The 18,515-nt window shown below is 72.3% G+C and carries 17 protein-coding genes; 12 read left to right on the plus strand and 5 right to left on the minus strand.

Annotated elements, in window-relative coordinates; translation table 11 throughout:
- Positions 1-351: 351 nt before the first annotated feature.
- Positions 352-1,338, plus strand: coding sequence for an Acg family FMN-binding oxidoreductase (locus IEY17_RS12250; protein WP_188987558.1), 987 nt, complete (start codon positions 352-354; stop codon positions 1,336-1,338).
- A 24-nt stretch (positions 1,339-1,362) separates the two neighbouring features.
- Here the strand turns inward: IEY17_RS12250 and IEY17_RS12255 are convergent, their stop codons facing one another.
- Positions 1,363-2,346, minus strand: a complete 984-nt coding sequence (locus IEY17_RS12255) for an Acg family FMN-binding oxidoreductase (protein WP_188987468.1) — start codon at positions 2,344-2,346, stop codon at positions 1,363-1,365.
- A 265-nt stretch (positions 2,347-2,611) separates the two neighbouring features.
- Here IEY17_RS12255 and IEY17_RS25355 point away from each other — a divergent pair, with 265 nt between their 5' ends.
- From IEY17_RS25355 to IEY17_RS12270, 3 genes are all read left to right on the plus strand, one after another.
- A complete protein-coding gene (locus tag IEY17_RS25355; RefSeq protein ID WP_229680069.1) occupies positions 2,612-2,806 on the plus strand; it encodes an RtcB family protein in 195 nt (64 codons plus the stop codon).
- 127 nt (positions 2,807-2,933) lie between these two features.
- The gene (locus IEY17_RS12265) at positions 2,934-3,371 is read left to right on the plus strand and encodes an FHA domain-containing protein (RefSeq protein WP_229680070.1); all 438 of its coding nucleotides are present in this window, start codon (positions 2,934-2,936) and stop codon (positions 3,369-3,371) included.
- A 208-nt stretch (positions 3,372-3,579) separates the two neighbouring features.
- On the plus strand, positions 3,580-4,185 hold the full coding sequence (locus IEY17_RS12270; protein ID WP_229680071.1) for an HdeD family acid-resistance protein: 606 nt from the start codon (positions 3,580-3,582) through the stop codon (positions 4,183-4,185).
- A 44-nt stretch (positions 4,186-4,229) separates the two neighbouring features.
- Here the strand turns inward: IEY17_RS12270 and IEY17_RS12275 are convergent, their stop codons facing one another.
- The 3 genes from IEY17_RS12275 to IEY17_RS12285 all read right to left on the minus strand — a co-directional run bounded on the left by IEY17_RS12275 (position 4,230) and on the right by IEY17_RS12285 (position 7,416).
- Positions 4,230-4,724: an Asp23/Gls24 family envelope stress response protein gene (locus tag IEY17_RS12275; protein WP_188987471.1), complete on the minus strand. Its 495-nt coding sequence runs from the start codon at positions 4,722-4,724 to the stop codon at positions 4,230-4,232.
- A 228-nt stretch (positions 4,725-4,952) separates the two neighbouring features.
- Positions 4,953-6,509 (minus strand): trehalose-phosphatase, encoded by a 1,557-nt coding sequence (otsB, locus tag IEY17_RS12280; RefSeq protein ID WP_188987472.1) that lies wholly within the window; start codon positions 6,507-6,509, stop codon positions 4,953-4,955.
- A gap of 151 nt (positions 6,510-6,660) precedes the next feature.
- Entirely contained in the window at positions 6,661-7,416 is a 756-nt protein-coding gene (locus tag IEY17_RS12285; RefSeq protein WP_229680072.1) for a FadR/GntR family transcriptional regulator, read from the minus strand.
- A gap of 156 nt (positions 7,417-7,572) precedes the next feature.
- On the opposite strand from IEY17_RS12285, the gene IEY17_RS12290 reads away from it, so the two are divergent.
- From IEY17_RS12290 to IEY17_RS12325, 8 genes are all read left to right on the plus strand, one after another.
- Positions 7,573-9,081, plus strand: a complete 1,509-nt coding sequence (locus tag IEY17_RS12290; protein ID WP_188987473.1) for an ABC transporter substrate-binding protein — start codon at positions 7,573-7,575, stop codon at positions 9,079-9,081.
- 67 nt (positions 9,082-9,148) lie between these two features.
- Positions 9,149-10,099: an ABC transporter permease gene (locus IEY17_RS12295; protein ID WP_188987474.1), complete on the plus strand. Its 951-nt coding sequence runs from the start codon at positions 9,149-9,151 to the stop codon at positions 10,097-10,099.
- Positions 10,096-10,932, plus strand: coding sequence for an ABC transporter permease (locus IEY17_RS12300; protein ID WP_188987475.1), 837 nt, complete (start codon positions 10,096-10,098; stop codon positions 10,930-10,932). The genes IEY17_RS12295 and IEY17_RS12300 overlap by 4 nt, the downstream gene beginning before the upstream one ends.
- A 53-nt stretch (positions 10,933-10,985) precedes the next feature.
- A complete protein-coding gene (locus IEY17_RS12305; RefSeq protein WP_188987561.1) occupies positions 10,986-11,951 on the plus strand; it encodes an ABC transporter ATP-binding protein in 966 nt (321 codons plus the stop codon).
- Positions 11,944-12,816, plus strand: a complete 873-nt coding sequence (locus IEY17_RS12310; protein ID WP_188987476.1) for an ATP-binding cassette domain-containing protein — start codon at positions 11,944-11,946, stop codon at positions 12,814-12,816. Before IEY17_RS12305 ends, IEY17_RS12310 begins: the two co-directional genes overlap by 8 nt.
- Positions 12,813-13,874 carry a P1 family peptidase gene (locus IEY17_RS12315; RefSeq protein ID WP_188987477.1) on the plus strand — a complete coding sequence of 354 codons (1,062 nt, stop codon included), beginning with the start codon at positions 12,813-12,815 and terminating at the stop codon, positions 13,872-13,874. Before IEY17_RS12310 ends, IEY17_RS12315 begins: the two co-directional genes overlap by 4 nt.
- Positions 13,871-15,328 carry an aldehyde dehydrogenase family protein gene (locus IEY17_RS12320; RefSeq protein WP_188987478.1) on the plus strand — a complete coding sequence of 486 codons (1,458 nt, stop codon included), beginning with the start codon at positions 13,871-13,873 and terminating at the stop codon, positions 15,326-15,328. Before IEY17_RS12315 ends, IEY17_RS12320 begins: the two co-directional genes overlap by 4 nt.
- Before the next feature lie 139 nt (positions 15,329-15,467).
- Positions 15,468-16,253 carry an SDR family NAD(P)-dependent oxidoreductase gene (locus IEY17_RS12325; protein WP_229680073.1) on the plus strand — a complete coding sequence of 262 codons (786 nt, stop codon included), beginning with the start codon at positions 15,468-15,470 and terminating at the stop codon, positions 16,251-16,253.
- An 87-nt stretch (positions 16,254-16,340) separates the two neighbouring features.
- Here the strand turns inward: IEY17_RS12325 and IEY17_RS12330 are convergent, their stop codons facing one another.
- On the minus strand, positions 16,341-18,392 hold the full coding sequence (locus IEY17_RS12330; RefSeq protein ID WP_229680074.1) for a putative bifunctional diguanylate cyclase/phosphodiesterase: 2,052 nt from the start codon (positions 18,390-18,392) through the stop codon (positions 16,341-16,343).
- Positions 18,393-18,515 lie beyond the last annotated feature (123 nt).

Below are 18,515 nucleotides of genomic sequence, written 5' to 3' on the forward strand. Positions count from 1 at the left end.
CGAGGACAGTTCCCGCAGGCCAGCGTGATCCGGTGTGTTTTTCCCAGCGTTTTCGCGATTTTCCCGCTGCGGTCGCTGCGTCCACTGCGGACACCGGCCAGTCCGGCGACAGCAGCAGGAGCAGCGGCGCGGACCGCACTGGCAGCGCCATGTCCAGCAAGCTCCCGCAGCACCACAACCGGTTCACCACGGTGTTGCGGACTTGTCGATCATGGCGCGGGCGCCGGTGCTTGTCCAGCCCGAAGCGGGCGGCCAAGCCGACCCGGCCGGAACACAGTCCGGTAGACCCTGTTCCCGCCCGGGCGGCCGCGCGAGCCTGATGGGTACCCGGCGACGCGGGAGGGTGTCGTGATGCAGCATCCGGGCGGGAACACGTTGCGCGAGGCCGTCGCGCTGGCCAGCCGCGCTCCGTCGCTGTTCAACGTGCAGCCGTGGCGGTGGCGGGCCGGCGCCGGTGTCCTGGAGCTGCGGATGGACCGCTCGCGCGTGCTGCCGGAGACCGATCCGACCGGGCGCGAACTGGTCATCAGCAACGGGGCCGCGCTGCACCACGCCGTTCTGGCGCTGCGGGCGCTGGGTTGGCAGGTGCGCGTCGAGCGGATCCCGGATCCCGCCGAACCGGACCTGCTGGCGACCATCGAGGTGGTCGCCGCAGCGGAACCGGGTGGGACCGACGTCGCGCTCGCCGGAGCGGCCTGCGAACGCCACGCCGACCGCAGGCAGTACCGACCCGAGCCGGTGCCGGGTGAACTGCTGGGCGATCTCGTGCGGGCCGGTCGGGAATCCGGGGCGGACGTGCTGGTCGTCGAGGGGGAGCAGCGCCACGCTCTGGCCCAGGCGTTCATCAAGGCGGCAGTGATGCACGGGGCGTCCGAACGCTACCGCGCCGAACTGGCGGCCTGGACCGGGCTGACAGTCGAGGCAGCCGAAGGCATGCCGGAAAGCAGTTCGCCCGTGCACGGGCAGCGGTACGGCGACGTGGTGGTCCGCGACTACGGGCGCGTGCCGGTCGCACACGAGGAGGTCGGCTCGCCCGCGACCGCGGGCAGCCTCCTGCTGGTCAGCACCCGCGCTGACGACGTCCGCGCGCACCTGGCGGCCGGTGAGGCGACCAGTGTGGTGCTGTGCCGCGCCGAGCTGGCGGGGCTGGCGAGCTGCCCCCTCAGCGAGGCGTTCGAAGTGGTCGAAACCCGCGACCACGTGCGCCGAACGGTGCTGCACGGGCAGCAGTACCCGCAACTGGCCATCCGGGTCGGCTGGCCGCCGCGCACGGAGCGACCGCCGCGGACGCCACGCCGGGAGGTGCGCGAGATGCTCCGGGAACTGGCCGACCGCTGACGCTCCCTCGCCGAGGGCCCCTGATCACGCGTCGATCAGGGTGTCGGCGGCTTCGCGGCGCGGTGTGGGAACCGTCGGCGCCCCGTGGCCGATCCGCAGGAGCGCCTGCGGGGCCAGGTCGCCGCCGAGCAGCCGTCGCAGTTCGTCGCGGGTCTCGGGCACCTCGACGACCTGCGAGAGGACCGAGGCGACCAGGCCGCGGGTCGTCGCGGTCAACCACAGCCGCTGCAGCGCCTGCCCCGCCTGTAGGTCGGCTTCCCGGCTGCTGCGCGGCGAGCACAGCACGACCAGCAGCGGGGTGGCCTCGAACTCCACCTCGGCCGAGCGGCTGGCGTGGCCGCCGGTGAAGTCGCGGTGCACCCACTGGTCCTGCGGTTCCGGTTTGGGCCCGGCCCGCGACACCGGCACGCCCTCGGTGGTGTCGTCAGGCCGCCCGGTCCAGGCCGCCAGTTCGGCACGGAAGCGGGCACTGGCCTGCTGTGCGCGGTTGGCGCGGTGCACCAGACCTTCGAGGGTGCCGCGTCCGCCCGGCTGCACCACGTGCAACCAGCTTTTCTCCTCGCGGGCCGCGTTGGCCAGCAGATGCCGGACCTCGGCGGACACCGGGGTCGCCCGGAACGGGTCGCGGTGGGTGTGCCGCCGCGGGATCGCCTCATACAGCAGCGTCATCTCCGGGCGCGGGTTCGCCCGCCCACCGCTGCGCACCTCGGCCAGCGTGGTCGGCCCGGCCAGATGCGGCAGCAGGGTCACCACCGGCCGCACCCCCGCGTGCTCCAGCGCCAGCCGCAGGTTGAACAGCGCAGCGCCGCACGCCAGCCGCAGCTCGCGGTCCTCCGGGTCGGCGGCGGGCAGCCGGCGGTCCGGGTCCGCGTGCACCTCGATGGCGTGCGGTAGCACCCGGAAGCGCCAGGGTTGGCTGTTGTGCAGCGACGGGGCCATCCCGGCCAGCCGGACGCCCTGCTCCACCTCGTCGGGGTCCAGTCCCAGTGCAGCGGGGAACGTGCGCATCGCGCGACTCCTCTCCGGCGTACCGCCACAGTGACGGCGGCAAACGCCCGCAGCCCGGACCGGGTGTGGCTGATGCTGCGCTCCGGTTCCCGCAACATCCATGTGGAACCCCGCCCCCGCGCCCCAGGGGGGTGGTTCTTCCAACTTTAGGCGAATTCGGGACCTTGCCCGGTGTGTCCCTGGGTGGGTGGTTCTTCTGATGTTCAAGCAAATTCGGGACCGTGCAGCTGTGGCGGTTGCTGCGGCTTGCGCTGTCAGCCGCGTGATGTCGCTGGTGCATGGGGTGCTGGCGCGCACCGTGCCGGGCGCCCGGTTCGGCGAGCCGATCTCCTGCCACCACAACCACGTGGCCGAGGAGACCCACGACGGCGTGGACGTCTTGGTGCCCCCGCAAGGACACGATCCGCGCCGGCGCGGCGACCTGGGCATCATCCCGGGCAGCATGGGCACCGGTCCCTAGGGGGACGACCCGGAAAAAAGGGACGAAAGACCTGGGCATGGTGCGCGGTGGGCCGGGCATGCTGGCGGCGGTTGCCGGGTGGTCCGGCACCGACTCCACTTCCGACGCAGCACGAGGAGACTGTCTGGTGAACCAGACCTGGTACCGCACGCCCGCCCCGAGCAAGGATGTGACCTGGTTCGAACCGACCTCGCTCTGGACGGAGCAGTCCCGCTCGCCGGAGGCAGGCGCGAAGAGTGTGCCCCCGCCGCGTGCACCGGTCGAGCCGGAGGCGCGTCCTCGGCTGGTGATCCACCGCGGACCGGACGCGGGCACGGGGTTCGCGCTGGGCACGCCGCGGGTGACGATCGGTCGGGCGCGGGACTGCGACATCGTCGTCGATGACGCCACCGTCGCCCGCCACCACGCCGAACTGCGGTGGCGCGACGGCGCCTACGTACTGGAGGACCGCGGTTCCCTCACCGGGACCTACCTCAACCGCCGCCTCGTGGAACGGGCCGAACTCGCCGACGGCGACGAGATCTGGGTCGGCAAGGCCAGGTTCCTCTTCCGCGCCGGGAGCTGACGCACCGCAGCGCCCAGGGGCGCCGGTCGCCTTGCGGGACCGTCGCCCCCGGGCACCTGGCTCTCCTGGCAACGGGGACTGCGGTGGGTCCGGGGAGCACGACACGGCGCGGCGAGCGAACGACTTCGGGGCGTAGGGCCCTGGGGAGAAGCCGCGCCGGGGACCAATCTGGAGCAGTCGGATCCGTTTCCACCCATGCGAGGCGATCATGTCGAACGCGCAGGACAAGGCCGCCATGGCGGCCGCTGACCCACTGGCCCGGCTCGGCCGGTCCTGGGGTTGGTTGATGGCCTTCGGGATCCTCACCCTGCTCGCCGGCGTCGCCGTGCTGGCGTGGCCGGGTCCAGCGATCCTGACCCTGGCCGTGATCTTCGGGGTTCAGCTGTTCATCGGCGGGATCTTCTGGTTCGTCAGGGCCGTCAGCGCGCATCGGGAAGGTGCCCTGGCGCAGGTGCTGCTGGCCGTACTGGCTGTCATCAGCGGCGTGATCATCCTGCGGTCGCCGGTGGCGGCGGCCGTCATGTTCCCGATCGTGCTGGGGCTGTTCTGGATGGTCAGCGGCGTCATCGAGACCTTCCACGGCATCATCGGCAGCCGCGTCGAATCGCGCGGGTGGGCGATCGCGGCCGGGATTCTCAGCGTGCTCGCGGGCATCGCGTTGCTGGCCTACCCCGGCATCGGGCTGGTCACCCTGACCTACATCATGGGCATCTGGTTGATCGTCTACGGCGGGATCGCGACTGTTCGCGCGATCCAGACGCGTCCCCACGCGGTCCCCGCACCCGCGCACCACGCAGGCCCGGCCCCTGCGTGACCACGCCGAGCCCGCGCCCGCATCGCAGGCCGCGCCGGGAGGCGTCATTCGACGCGTGCGGGCGCGGGTTCCTCCTCCTCACCAGGCACTCGGATGTCGGAAACGGCGATGTTGACCTCCACGACGTCCAAGCCCGTCATCCCCTCCACCGCGGTGATGACGTTGCGGCGCACCGCGCGGGCCAGTTCCACGATCGAGACGTCGTACTCCACGACGATCTCCAGGTCGATCGCGGCCTGCTTCTGCCCGACCTCGACGACCACACCGGTGGTCTGCGACGAACTGCCGCCGGGGATGCGTTCGCGCAGCGCTCCGAACGCCCGCGCCATGCCGCCGCCCAGCGCGGCCACCCCCGGCACCTGCCGGGTGGCCGCGACGGCGATCTTCTGCACCACGGTGGCGCCGATCGTGGTGCGCCCCTGCGATGTTTCGGCGATCTCACCGGTGCTTCCCGCGGTGCCCCGCCCGGATGTCGTGGTCCAGTTCGTCCCGGTGCGCTCCGCCTGGGATTCCGCCTTCCGGGCTTCCTGCTCAGCCATCGCTGCCTCCGTTCGCACTCGCCCCCAGGACCGTCGTCGTACCCGCAAGCGCCGCCGCGCACACCCTGGCGGGACCCGAGCTCACCGAACCGGCAGGTGATCACCCAGCGAAGGCGGGGACGCGGGTCGAGCGCGGTGCGACATCGTGGGCCGCAGCACGAAGGTGATGAGCTGGGTCAACGCCCCGTACCGCCGCGCCAGGTGGCGACCGTGCGCGGGCACGGGCCCTCACCGCAGCGACGACGTGATGCGGGTGAGTAGCTCGCTCAGCTCGCCCGGCCCCGCCACCGAGTAGTGGGCCCAGGTCAGGCGGTCGCCGTGCTCACCGCTGAGCACCACGATCCCGATCCCGTCCCCGTGGATCTCGCGCAGCGCATCCTCGTCGGTCACGTCGTCACCGGCATAGAGAGGCACCGTGGCGCGGTCCGCGCCGAGGTGGCCGAGCAGCCAGCGCACGGCGCGGCCCTTGTGCCAGTCGACCTTGGGCACCAGTTCCAGCACGCAGCGGCCGTGCGTGAGCTTCAACGCGGGTGCCGCCGCGGCGACCCGCTCGACGGCTTCCCGGACGCGGTCGACGTCCTCGGCGCGAACGGCCCGGTAGTGCACCGCGAGCGCGAAGCGCTTGCGATCGACCAGGGTGCCCGGCACGGACCCGAGTTCGGCTCGCAGGCGCTGTTCGGCCGCGTCCAGCGCGGGTAGGGCGTCCTGCCCGCCTTGATGCGCGACGACCTCCTCCCCGGTCGGACCGGCCACCTCGAACCCGTGGCTGCCGACATACCACGCGGCGGCGACCCCGACGCGCTGCCGCACGTCCCGCATGTCGCGCCCGCTGACCACGGCCACCGGGCAGGACCGGGCGAGCTCTTCCAGCGCCCGCCGGTTGTCCGGGGGCATCTCGACCTCTTCCGGAGTGTCCCGGATCGGGCTGAGCGTGCCGTCGAAGTCGAACAGCAGCACCGGGGACCGCCCGCGCAGACGGGCGGCGATCTCGTCCCAGGCGGTGAGGGCGTCGGGGACCGCCGACAGCGGGCGTTCGCCGGGCGACACGGTGATCTCGTCGAGCGCGGACACGACCACGTCCGCACCCGAAGCCAGCAGGCGCTCCCGTGTCCCGCCGCGGTCGACGCCGACGATCAGGCCGAAGCCACCGCGCCGCGCGGCCCGCACACCCGCCTCGGCGTCCTCGAACACCACCGAGGCGTCCGGGGCCACGCCGAGCCGCCGTGCGGTCTCCAGGAACATGGCCGGATCGGGTCTGCCGGGCAGCCCGAGTTCCTCGGCCAGCACCCCGTCGACCTGGACGTCGAACAACCGCGCCAGCCCTGCGCCGGCGAGCACCGTCGTGCAGCTGCGGCTGGCGGAGACGACGCCGGTGCGGACGCCGCGTCGGCGCAGCACCTTGACCAGCGCGACCGCGTCCCCGGCGACCCGCACCCCCTTGGTCGCGATCACGCTGCGGAAGTGGCGGTCTGCGAGCCTGCCGAGCCCGTACCCGGTTTCCGCGCCCGCGTCGTCGTCCGGGGCTCCGCGGGGCAGGTCGATGCCCCGCGAGCGGAGGAAGTCCAGCACCCCGTCCACCGGGGGTTTGCCGCCGACGTGGTCGCGGTAGTCGGCGTCGTCGAACGGCCGGTGGTCCTCCCCGGGCACCGGCGGGCGGGTCACGAGGTAGTCGTCGAACAGCCGTTTCCACGCCACCGCGTGCACCGAGGCGGTGTTGGTGATCACTCCGTCCAGGTCGAACAGCGCCGCGTGGTAGCGGCCCGGATCGAGGTGCGTGGCGTCCATGGCGACCCTCCACTCGCGCAGCGAGCGTCCATGCCAATATCGCAGCGCGTCCCGGCCACCGCCGGTCTGAGCCCCGCGGACGGGATCCGCCGTGTGAGGGCACCTCGACCCGACGGGATGTGGACGACAGCCACCCGTCGGCGAGCGCGCTTCAGACCTCCAGCAGCGCGCGCATGGCCGCACGGTCGCTCTCGGGCACGTAGCCCGCGTAGTAGTCATAGATGTTGCGGCGGGAGATCCGGGCGGCGGCCTGGCCGTCCCCGGCCCGGATCGCGGCCAGGACCTCCCGGTGGTGCTGGAGGGATTCGCGCATCAGCGCCCGGCTGTTGCGCGAACGCGCCACCCTGTCCTCGATGAGCGACAGCACGACGCCACGCACGACGTTGTTGCACACCTGGATCAGGGAGTTGCGGCTCGCGCTCGCGATCGCGTCGTGGAAGGCGACGTCGGCCTTGCTGAACTCGTCGTAGCCGCGGTCGATCGCCTCCGCCATCACCGCGAGGGTGCGTTCCATGGCGGCGAGTTCGGCCGCCGAGCGCAGCCGCGCGGCGAGCAGGTTCGCCGCGGAGTCGAGGATCATCCGGAACGCGACCAGCTCCGCGACCGACATCTCCTCCAGTTGGGCCAGCCGGGTCATCTGCTTGGCCAGGCCGCTGGGCGAGAACGGCAGCACCTCGGGGCCGTGCGGGTCGCCGGGGCGGGAGCGGATCACGCCGTTGGCCTCCAGCACCCGCAGTGCCTCGCGCACCGTGGGCCGGGAGGCGCCGAACTGCGCGACCAGTTCCCGTTCGTTCGGCAGCCGCTGCCCGGGCCGGAACTCGCCGCGCGCGATGGCGCCCTCGATCTGCTCGACGATGGTCTGGTACAGCCGCACCGGCCGCACCTGCTGGAACCTGGCGTCGTTCACGAGTCCTCTTCCGGTCATCGCCGACGGGCCCGCACTCTTGACAACCGACGGCGTGATGCAGAGCATAACTGAAACCAGGTTAACTGGTCAGACCATTATGGTGGTGCGCGACAGCGGAGCACGTTCGGCGCTGCGGAGCACAGGACGGAGATCTGCGTGAGGTCCCACATCAGGAAGGCGGCCGCGGCGCTGTCGGCCGTCGCCGCGCTGCTGCTGGCATCGTGCTCGGCGGGGTCCGGGGCCGGCGGGAACGGCGCCGGAGAGGACGCGTTGAGCATCGGGTTCGTCGCCGAACCCGCGAACCTGGACTTCACCCGCACCGACGGCGCCGCGATCCCCGAAGCGCTGCTGTACAACGTCTACGAGACGCTGGTGAAGGTCGACCAGCGCGGCGACATCGTCGCGTCGCTGGCCCGGTCCTGGGACGTCTCGCCGGACCGCCGCACCTACACCTTCCACCTCGTCGAGGGCGCGACGTTCAGCAACGGCGCGCCGTTCACCGCCGAGGACGCGAAGTTCTCCCTGGATCGCGTCCGCACCGACTGGACGGTGTCGCTGAAGAAGGCCGCCGACGTCGTCGAGCGGACCGACGTGGTGTCGCCGACCGAACTGCGGGTCACCCTCCGCGAACCCAGCAACGACTGGCTCTATCGGATGACCACCCGCGTCGGTGCCATGTTCAGCCGCACCGGGGTGGACCAGCTGGCGACCACGCCGGTCGGCACCGGGCCCTACATCGTGCGGAAGTGGACCCGCGGCGACTCCATCATCCTCGCCCGCCGGGACGACTACTGGGGACCGAAGCCGTACTTTCCGACCGTCACCCTCAGGTACTTCAAGGATCCGACAGCGGTGAACAACGCGCTGCTGAGCGGAACGATCAACGTGATCAGCTCGGTGCAGACGCCCGAGTCGCTCGGCCAGTTCACGGGCAACCCCCGCTACCAGGTCATCGAGGGCACCACCAACAACGAGGTCCTGCTGGCGTTCAACGGCGGTTCCGGGCCGATGCGCAATCCGAAGCTGCGCCAGGCGGTGCGCTACGGCATCGATCACCGGGCGCTGCTGGACACCTGCTGGGCGGGCCGCGGCCAGCTGATCGGCAGCATGGTTCCCCCGACGGACCCGTGGTACGAGGACCTGACCGGGCTGTACCCGCACGACCCGGCGCGGGCGCGGCAACTGCTGCAGGAGTCCGGCGAGGCGGGCACGACGCTGCGGCTGCGGCTGCCCACCCTGCCCTACGCCACGTCCTGCGGCACGGTCGTCAAGAGCCAGCTGGAGCAGCTGGGATTCAGGGTCCACCTGGACCAGCTGGAGTTCCCCGCCGCGTGGCTGAACACCGTGTTCACCAACGCCGACTACGACATGTCGATCGTCGGCCACATCGAACCCCGCGACCTGGGGGCCGTCTTCGGCAATCCGGGCTACTACACCCGATACGACAACGCGGCCTTCCGCGACCTGCTGCGGAAAGCCGACCGCGGCACGCCGGAGGAGCAGGTCCGGTTTCTCAGGGAGGCCGCCCGCATGGTGTCCCAGGACGCCGCCGCGGACTGGCTGTTTCTGCTGCCGAACCTGGTGGTCGCCGACTCCGTGATCACCGGCCTGCCGCGCAACCGGCTCTCCGAGTCGTTCGACCTCACCGGACTGGGCCGGTTCTGAGGGCCCGGCCAGGCGGTGTCGTGAGGTTCGGTGACCAGCGGAAAGTCTTCGACGGGAAGGGGCGCTCGTGCTGCTGCGGCTGCTGCGGCGGACCGCCGTCCTGCTGGCCAGTCTCGCGGTGATTTCGGTCGCCGTGTTCGCGTTCATGGCGGTGCTGCCGGGTGATCCGGCCCGCGTCGCCCTGGGCGTGAACGCGTCCGAGGAAGCGGTCCACCAGCTGCGCGCGCGGTTCGGGCTGGACCGGCCGCTCGTGGCGCAGTACTTCGGCTGGCTGCGCGGGCTGGTCACGTTCGACCTCGGCGACTCCTACGTGTCCGGGGCCGCGATCGGGCCGCAGATCGCCGACCGGCTGCAGGTCACGCTGTGGCTGGTCGGCACCGCGATCCTGATCGCCGTCCTGGTGGCCGTCCCGGCCGGGACGCTGATCGCGGTCCGGCACCGCACACCGTCGGGCGTGCTGCTGTCGGCGCTGTCCCAGGTTGGTGTCGCGGTGCCGGCGTTCCTGGCGGGCATCCTGCTGATCACCGTGTTCGCGGTGGGCCTGGGCTGGTTGCCCGCCAACGGCTGGACCCCGCCGGCCGAGGACCCCGCCGCGTTCGCCAGCCAGCTGGTGCTGCCCGCCTTCTCGCTCGGCGTCGTGCAGGCTGCGGTCCTCACCCGCTACGTGCGCAGCGCGGTGCTCGACGTGCTGCGCGAGGACTACCTGCGCACCGCGCGGTCGAAGGGGCTGCGACCGATGCGGGCGCTGGTGCGCCACGGGCTGCGCAACGCCGCGGTGCCGGTGGTGACGGTGCTCGGGTTGCAACTGGCCACCCTGCTGGTCGGGGCCGTCGTGGTGGAGCGGGTCTTCGTGATCCCGGGGCTGGGCAGCCTCCTGCTCGACGGTGTCGCCAACCGGGACCTGATCCTCGTGCAGGACGTGGTGATGGTCCTGGTGGTGGCCGTGCTGCTGGTGAACTACCTGGTCGACCTGCTGTACCTGGTGATCGACCCGCGACTGCGGACGGGGGGCCGATGAGCGCACCGGACACCGGCCGCCGGTGGAACGCGAGCCTGGTCGTGGGCGGCGCGATCGTCACCGCGGTCATCGGCATGGCGCTGCTGTCGTTCCTCTGGACGCCGCACGACCCGACCCTGGTCGATGCGCAGGCGAGGCTGGCGGGACCGTCCTGGGAGCACTGGTTCGGCACCGACAAGTTCGGCCGCGACGTGTTCAGCCAGATCCTCGTCGGGGCCCGCACCACGCTGTTCGTCGGCTTCGTGGCCGTGGGCGTCGCCGCGGTGATCGGGGTGCCGCTCGGTGTCGTCGCCGGGATGGCGCCGCGCTGGTTCGGCGAGTTACTCATGCGCGGCAACGACCTCCTGCTCGCCTTCCCGGCGCTGCTGCTGGCCATCATGTTCGCCGCGGTGTACGGCTCGGGCACGCTGGTGGCCATGATCGCCATCGGCATCGCGTCCATCCCGAACTTCGCGCGGCTGGTGCGCAGCGGCACCCTGCAGGTGATGCGGACCGAGTACGTGCTCGCCGCCCGCATGGCCGGCCGCGGCCCGTGGGCCATCGGCGTCCGGCACGTGCTGCCGAACGTCAGCAGCCTGGTGATCGTGCAGTCCTCGGTCGGGTTCGCCATCGCCGTCCTCGCCGAGGCGGCGCTGTCGTTTCTCGGCTTCGGCACCCCACCGCCCACCCCGTCATGGGGCCGGATGCTGCAGGAGAGCCAGGAGATGCTCTGGTCGGCGCCGATGCTGGCCGTCTACCCGGGAGCCGCGATCGCCGTGGCCGTGCTGGGGTTCAACCTGCTCGGCGACGGCCTGCGCGACCTCCTCGACCCGAAGTTGGAGGGCCGCCGGTGAGTACGTCCGCGCAGACCGCCGCCGCGACCGGCCGGGCCCCGGCCCAGCCGGACCTGCTCACCGTCCGGGGCCTCGACGTGGTCAGCGGCGACCGGACGCTGGTGGCCGACGTCGGGTTCACCATCCGCGCGGGCGAGCGGGTGGGCCTGATCGGCGAGTCCGGGTCCGGCAAGTCCCTCACCGCGCTGAGCATTGTGGGCCTGCTGCCCGAGGGGGTGCGCGCCAGCGGTTCGGTCCGGCTCGCGGGCGTGGACCACGACCTCGTGGGCGCCGGTGAGGCGGCGATGTCGCGGGTCCGCGGCAAGCACGTCGCGATGGTGTTCCAGGAGCCGATGACCGCGCTCAACCCGACGATGCGGGTGGGCCGCCAGGTGGCCGAGGCCATGCTGGTGCACCGGACGCAGCGGGACCGCCGCGCGGCCGCCACCGCCGCGGTGGAGCTGCTCGACAGGGTCGGGCTGCCGGATCCGCAGGCCGCCGCCCGCGCCTACCCGCACCAGTTCTCCGGCGGGCAGCGGCAGCGCATCATGCTCGCGCTGGCCCTGGCCAACGACCCGGCGCTGCTGGTGTGCGACGAGCCGACCACCGCGCTGGACGTCACCGTACAGGCGCGCGTGCTCGATGTGATCGTCCGCGGCGTCCAGGAGCGCGACGCGGCGATGCTGTTCATCACGCACGACCTCGCCGTGGTCGCGACCGTGTGCGAGCGGGTGCTGGTGATGTACGGCGGACGCATCGTCGAGGCCGGGCCGGTGCGTGAGGTCTTCACCCGCCCCCGCCACCGCTACACGCAGGGGCTGATCGAGGCGTCCAACCTGGACGTCGACGACCGCGGCCGGCTCGCCACGATCCCCGGCTCGGTCCCGGCCGCGGGCCGGTTCCCGGCGGGCTGCGTGTTCCGCAACCGCTGCGCGCACGCTACCGGCGCGTGCGCCGAACGTCCACCGTGGACGGACATGGCCACCGGCACCGGCTACGCCTGCTTCCACCCGCCGACGAGCGAGGCCCGCCATGACTGACCAGGTGCACCTGCCCGAGCTGCCGCCGGAACCCGACCCGACGGCGGCGATCAGCGTGCGCGCCGTGACCCGCGACTACCGGCGGCCGCGGACCTCGCTGCTGCACCCCGCACCGCCGGTGCACGCGCTGCGCGGCATCAGCTTCGACGTCGCCCCCGGCGAGCACTTCGGCATTGTCGGCGAGTCCGGGTGCGGCAAGTCCACCCTGCTGCGCATCATCGCGGGCCTCGACCGGCCCACCAGCGGCACCGTGATGGTCGACGGCACCGACATCACCCGGCTGCCGGAGCGGCGGCTGCGGATGCTCCGCGAGCACCTGCAACTCGTCTTCCAGGACCCGATGAGCTCGCTGGACCCGCGGATGCGGGTCGGCGACATCGTGGCCGAACCGCTGGTGGCGCAGGGCCGCGACCACCGCGACGAGGTGCCGGCGCTGCTGGAGGCGGTCGGTCTGGGCCGCGACACGGCCGACCGGTACCCACACCAGTTCTCCGGCGGCCAGCGCCAGCGCATCGCGATCGCCCGCGCGCTGGCCCCGCGACCGCGGATCATCGTCGCCGACGAACCGGTGAGCGCCCTCGACGTGTCGGTGCGCGGCCAGGTGCTCAACCTGATCGCCGACCTCGTCGACGAGCTCTCGCTCACCCTGGTGTTCGTCTCGCACGACCTGGCCGTGGTGCGGCACGTCTGCGACCGCGTGGCGGTGATGAGCGAGGGCCGCATCGTCGAGATGGGGCCGACCGAGCAGGTCTACGGCGACCCCCGGCACCCCTACACCCGGCGGCTCATCGCCGCGATCCCCACCCTGGAGAAGGCCCTCGCCGGGGCCACCGCAGCCGACCTCGTCCAGGAGCCGACGTCATGACCGCACGCACGGGAGCCACGAACACCCTCGTCGACGTCCCCGGAATCCGGGTGGGCCACGCGCATCGCCGCGGCGACGGCTGGCTGTCGGGCACCACGGTTGTGCTCGCCCCGCCCGGCGGTGCCCGCTGCGGGGTCGACGTGCGCGGCGGGGGCCCGGGAACCCGCGAGACCGACCTGCTCGACCCCCGCAACGTGGTGGAGCACGTCGACGCGGTCGTGCTCTCCGGTGGCAGCGCGTACGGGCTGGCCGCCGCCGACGGCGTGATGCGGCGCCTGCGCGATGCCGGGGCGGGCGTCTCGGTCGGCGGACCGGGCGAGGTGGTGCCGATCGTGCCCGCGGCCGTGATCTTCGACCTGGGCCGCGGCGGCGACTTCACCGCCCACCCCGACGCCGCGATGGGCGCAGCCGCCTACGACGCGGCCGGGGACGGGCCGGTCCCGCAGGGCGTCGTGGGCGCCGGGACCGGGGCGAAGGCCGGGGCGCTCAAAGGCGGCGTCGGTTCGGCCAGCGCGGTACTCGACGACGGCACGACCGTGGCCGCGTTGGCCGTGGTGAACGCGGCCGGGTCCTGCGTCGACCCGGCGACCGGGGAGCTCTACGCCACCCGCTTCGGGCTGCCCGGCGAGTTCACCGGCGTGACCCGCCCGGACCCCGCAGACCTGGCGAGCGCCCCGACGGACCCGCCGCCGCTGCCCGACCTGGCGCGGCCCCCGATGGCGACCACCATCGGCGTGGTGGCCACGGACGCCGCGCTGTCCAAGGCCCAGTGCGCGAAGGTCGCCGGCGTGGCGCACGACGGCATGGCCCGCGGCATCCGTCCGGTGCACACGATGCTCGACGGCGACACGGTCTTCGCATTGGCCACCGGCGCCCGCGGCGCACCGGACCTGACGCGGTTCCAGCTGATTCTCGACGCCGCCGGGGACTGCTTCACCCGGGCGATCGGGCACGCGCTGCTCGCCGCCGAGACCGTCGAGACGCCCGCCGGCCGCTGGGTGAGCTACCGGGAGGCATACCCGTCGGCCTTCCGCGCCGCCAACGAGGGAGAGCGATGAACGAGGTGCAGGGCGAGTTCCCGGAGGGTCTGCCGATCGGCGAGTCGTGGGAACCGGCGCCGCGTATGGCGGCGGTCCGCTTTCCATACGACGGTTCGGTCGTCGCGCACGCACCGGTCGGCGACGTGGCCGCCGCGCGCCGCGCGCTGGACGCGGCGCTCGCGGTGCGCGACGCCGTGGGCCGGCTGCCCTCCCACGTCCGGCGGGAGGCGCTGCTCGCGACGCACCGGGCCATCGCGGACCGCCGCGACGAGATGGTGCGGCTGCTCATCGCCGAAACCGGCAAACCGCTCGTCGACTGCCGCGTCGAGGTGGACCGCGCGTTGCTGACGCTGCACACCGCGGCCGAGGAGGTGGCCCGGCTGCACGGCGAGACCGTGCCGCTGGACCTGCTGCCCAGTGGCGAGGGACTGCAGGGCTTCTGGGTGCGCAGACCGATCGGCGTGGTGGTGGGCATCGCCGGGTTCAACTACCCGCTGCTGCTCGCCGCGCACAAGATCGCGCCCGCGCTGGCCGCGGGATGCCCGGTGGTCGCCAAACCCGCGCCGCAGACCCCGCTGGCCACGCTGTGGCTGGTGCACCTGGTCCGCGAGGCGCTCGCCGCCGCCGGAGCACCGCGCTCCGCGGTCCAGCTGGTCACCGGCGGGGTGGACGTGGGCGTGGCGCTGACGACCGATCGCCGCATCGGCGCGGTGTCGTTCACCGGGTCGGCCGCGGTCGGCCACCAAATCGCGCGGGACGCCGCGCCCACCAAGGTCCTGCTCGAACTGGGGTCCAACGCGGCGCTCGTCGTCGCCGAGGACGCGAACCTCGACGCCGCGGCCGACGCCGTCGTGCGTGGCGGTTTCTACGCCTCCGGCCAGGCATGCATCAGCGTGCAACGCGTCCTCGTCGTCGACTCCGTCCGTGAGGAGTTCCTGGCACGGCTCGGCGACCGCGTGCGCGGTGTGGTCACGGGCGATCCGCGGGACCCCGAGACGCGCGTGTCGGCGCTCATCGACCAGCGGTCGACCGAGCGGGTCCGGGCGTGGATCGACGAGGCGGTGCGGGCCGGGGCCCGCGTGGTGAGCGGGGGAGGGGTGCGTGACGGCGTGATCGAGCCGACCGTGCTGCTCGACGTGCCCAAGGGTGTTCCGGCCTGGGACGAGGAGGTGTTCGGCCCGGTCGTCGCCGTCCGCTCGGTGCCCGACGTCGACGCGGCCTTCGACGCGGTCAACGACTCCCGCTATGGCCTGCATGCCAGCGTCTACACCGGATCACTGCGCACCGCGTACGCCGCGCTGGACCGGCTGGAGGTCGGCGGGGTGGTCGTCAACGAGGTCCCGGGTTTCCGCAGCGACACGATGCCCTACGGCGGCGTCAAGCACTCCGGGGCGGGCCGCGAGGGACCGCGGTTCGCGATCGAGGAACTCACCGTCACCCGGATGGCGATCATCCGTCCCGAACCGAACTGAGCGCCGGGCGTCGCAGCGGCGCCCTCGCGGTGCTGGGTGACCCCGGCGGCGGTTCCGGTGCGGATCGACGCGACGAACGTCCACCGGATTTCGCCGGATGCCACGCAGGACGAGTCCGAACGACATTTGCGAGGTGCACATGGGAACGGACCCGATGGCCGACTACGCGCGGCTGTTCCGGCTCGACGGGCGCAAGGCCGTGGTCGTCGGCGCGGGCAGCGGCATCGGCCGGGAGAGCGCGCTGGCCCTCGCCGCGCACGGAGCCGAGGTTGTCTGTGCCGACCGTGATGCCCAAGCCGCCGAAACGACGGCCGCCGCAGGGGATGCGTTGTCGGCCTACGAGCTCGACGTCCTTGACGGGCAGGCCGTCGTGCGGGCCGCGGCCGAGCTCGGCGCCGTCGACGTTCTGGTGTTCACCGCCGCGGTGAACGTGCGCAAGCGGCTGCTCGACTACACCGCCGAGGAGTTCGACAAGGTCGTGTCGCTGAACCTGCGCGCCTCCTTCGACCTCGTGCGCGCGTTCGGCGCAGGGATGGCTGAGCGGGGGCGGGGCAGCATCATCGGGTTCAGCTCGATCCGCGCCGCGACGGTGGAACCTGGCCAGGGCGTGTACGCCGCCACGAAAGCGGGTCTCGTGCAGCTGCTGCGGACCGCGGCCGCGGAGCTGGGTCCGTCCGGGGTGCGGCTGAACGCGATCGCTCCGGGCGTGGTGGAAACGCCGCTGACCGCGCAGATCAGCGCGGTCCCGGAGTGGTACGAGGCGTACGCGGGCAAGAGCGCGTTCGGTCGTTGGTCGCGGCCCCAGGAGCTCGCCGGGGCGGTGGTCTACCTGGCCTCGGACGCGTCCTCCTTCGTGACCGGCAGCCAGCTGTTCGTCGACGGCGGCTGGACCGCGATCGACGGCCGCTACACGCCCCCGACCTGACGCAGACCCGATGTCCGCGGAGGCGCAGCGCTGTGCGGACAGCGATTTCGCGGATATTCCGCGATCACACGGAAGACCGCGTTGCCGCTACAGCCGCGGGAGCTGCAGCGGCGTGGTGCTGAGGAAGTCGCGGAACTCCGCTGCCGGAAGCGGCGGGGAGAACAGGTAACCCTGGTACGCGTCGACACCGATGGCGCGGAGCAGGTGGTGCTGGGTGATGTTCTCGACACCTTCCGCGATGCAGAGGCATCCCATCGTGCGGGCCAGTTCGCTGACGGCTCGGGTGATGCCCAGGTCGGTGGGGTTGGCGCAGATGCCGCCGACGAACCCGCGGTCGAGTTTGAGGATCTGCGTGGGGAGCTCCCGGAGCCGGGCGAGCGAGGAGTAACCGGTGCCGAAGTCGTCCATGGCGAACCGCACGCCGGTGGCGGCGAGCTCGGTCAACACCTGGCGCGCTCGAGGCCCGAGCTCGGTCAGGACGGTTTCCACCATCTCCAGGACCAGGTGCCGGGGATCTGCACCGGCCTCGGTGATGGCCGCGGACACCTCCGCGGCGAAGCTCGGCCGGTCGGGCTGGAGCCCGGACAGGTTGACCGTTACGGCGATCGGGCGGTGGTCGGGCCCGCGCCAGCCGACGGACTCGCGCAGCGCCCGCCGGAGGACGTACCGGTCCAGCGCGGCGAGTAGGCCGCCCCGCTCGGCCACCCTGAGCACGACGTCCGGTGCGAGTCGGCCCAGGTCGGGGCGGCACCACCGCAACAACGCCTCGGCCATCAGCACCGACCCGGTGTTGTCGACGATGGGCTGGTAGTGCAACTCCACGCGGTCCTCGGCGATCGCCTCGCGCAGGGACTGCTCGATGGTGAGCTGGTCGGCGTCCGAGGGAGCGGGCACGACGAGACCGCGCGCCAGACCCATCCGGCCCTCTCCGCGCATCCGGTCTTCGACCATCGCCGCCTCGGCAGCGCGCAGGAGTTCGGGGAAGGCGACGTCGGCGTGCTCGGCAACGGTCCCACCGACCGCGGCCGAGACGTGCACCAGAGAATCCCGAACCGGTACGACCATCCGGAAGGACTCGGCGATATCCCGGCTGAGCGCGGCAAGCCCACCGGCGGCTTCCACATCCGAGCAGGCGATCGCGAACTGGTCTCCGTAGAATCGCGCGGCCGTGCATTTCGCGGGCAGTTCCGCGGTGAGGCGTTCGGCGACCGAGGCGAGCAGTTCGTCACCCGCCTCATGACCGAGCGCGTCGTTGACGCGCCTGAAGTTGTCCAGGTCGCAGAACAACACCGCGACCTGCCCGGCCGCGTCCGGGGAGAGCAGGGAGGACAGCAGTTCCTCGAACCCCCTGCGGTTGAGCAACCCGGTCGTCTCGTCGTGGGTGGCCTGGTAGCGGAGCCTCTCGGTGCGGTGGACCTCCTCCGTGACGTCGTGGAAGGTCGCCAGCCAGGCGTGGGTGCCGTCCTCGAGCACGGACGCTCTGCTGTGCACCTGGCACAGCACCGCTTGGCCGTCGGACCGCGCCAGCACCCGGTGCGGGATCGGCTGGTCAGCGCCGCCGGGTGCAGCAGGCCCGCCCACCAGCCCATCGCCCGGATCGCTCGGGTGGAGGACATCGCGGTCCAGCTTGCCGCAGAGGTCGCTGAGCCGGTAACCGAGCAGATCGCACAACGCACCGTTGGCGTCGAGGATGCGGCCGGTGTCATCGAACAGGCCGACGCCCGTCGAAGCGAGCTCGAACAGATCGGTGAATCGGCGCTTGGACCGCTGCTGGCGAACCTGCGCCACGGTCTCGTCGCGGGTCACCTTGATGAACCCGTTCAGGGTGCCGTCGAGCGCGCGTTGGGCGGTGATCACGACGTGGGCCCAGAATCGGCTCCCGTCCTTGCGGATCCGCCAGCCGCGGTCGATGAAGAAGCCGTGTTCCGCGGCCTGGTCGAGTTCCCACTGCGGGTATCCGGACTCGGCCTGCTCCCGCGGGTAGAAGATCGAGACGTTCCGCCCGATGATCTCATCGCTGCGGTAGCCCTTGGCCCGCTCCGCGCTGGCGTTCCAACTGGCCACGTTGCCCTGGGCGTCGAGGGAGAAGATCGCGTAGTCGCGCATGTCCTCGGCAGCGAGGACTTTCGCCGCGGTCACTCCCAGCTCCAGATCCCCGGGACGGTTGGAGGGCCTGGCCCACTCTTGAACCACCCGGCACCTCCTCGGCGCGTCATCCTGGCCTGCCCATGTAGCCCTAGACTGCCCATTTGCAAGCGGGTC

The organism is Saccharopolyspora thermophila (genome assembly GCF_014646075.1).
GTDB lineage: Bacteria > Actinomycetota > Actinomycetes > Mycobacteriales > Pseudonocardiaceae > Saccharopolyspora > Saccharopolyspora thermophila.

Bases quoted from the DNA above. Each gene is read 5' to 3' on its own strand.
- IEY17_RS12250 (WP_188987558.1), top strand. From the start codon at position 352: ATGCAGCATCCGGGCGGGAACACGTTGCGCGAGGCCGTCGCGCTGGCC.
- IEY17_RS12255 (WP_188987468.1), bottom strand. From the start codon at position 2,346: ATGCGCACGTTCCCCGCTGCACTGGGACTGGACCCCGACGAGGTGGAG.
- IEY17_RS25355 (WP_229680069.1), top strand. From the start codon at position 2,612: ATGTCGCTGGTGCATGGGGTGCTGGCGCGCACCGTGCCGGGCGCCCGG.
- IEY17_RS12270 (WP_229680071.1), top strand. From the start codon at position 3,580: ATGTCGAACGCGCAGGACAAGGCCGCCATGGCGGCCGCTGACCCACTG.
- IEY17_RS12275 (WP_188987471.1), bottom strand. From the start codon at position 4,724: ATGGCTGAGCAGGAAGCCCGGAAGGCGGAATCCCAGGCGGAGCGCACC.
- otsB (WP_188987472.1), bottom strand. From the start codon at position 6,509: ATGGACGCCACGCACCTCGATCCGGGCCGCTACCACGCGGCGCTGTTC.
- IEY17_RS12300 (WP_188987475.1), top strand. From the start codon at position 10,096: ATGAGCGCACCGGACACCGGCCGCCGGTGGAACGCGAGCCTGGTCGTG.
- IEY17_RS12310 (WP_188987476.1), top strand. From the start codon at position 11,944: ATGACTGACCAGGTGCACCTGCCCGAGCTGCCGCCGGAACCCGACCCG.
- IEY17_RS12315 (WP_188987477.1), top strand. From the start codon at position 12,813: ATGACCGCACGCACGGGAGCCACGAACACCCTCGTCGACGTCCCCGGA.
- IEY17_RS12320 (WP_188987478.1), top strand. From the start codon at position 13,871: ATGAACGAGGTGCAGGGCGAGTTCCCGGAGGGTCTGCCGATCGGCGAG.
- IEY17_RS12325 (WP_229680073.1), top strand. From the start codon at position 15,468: ATGGGAACGGACCCGATGGCCGACTACGCGCGGCTGTTCCGGCTCGAC.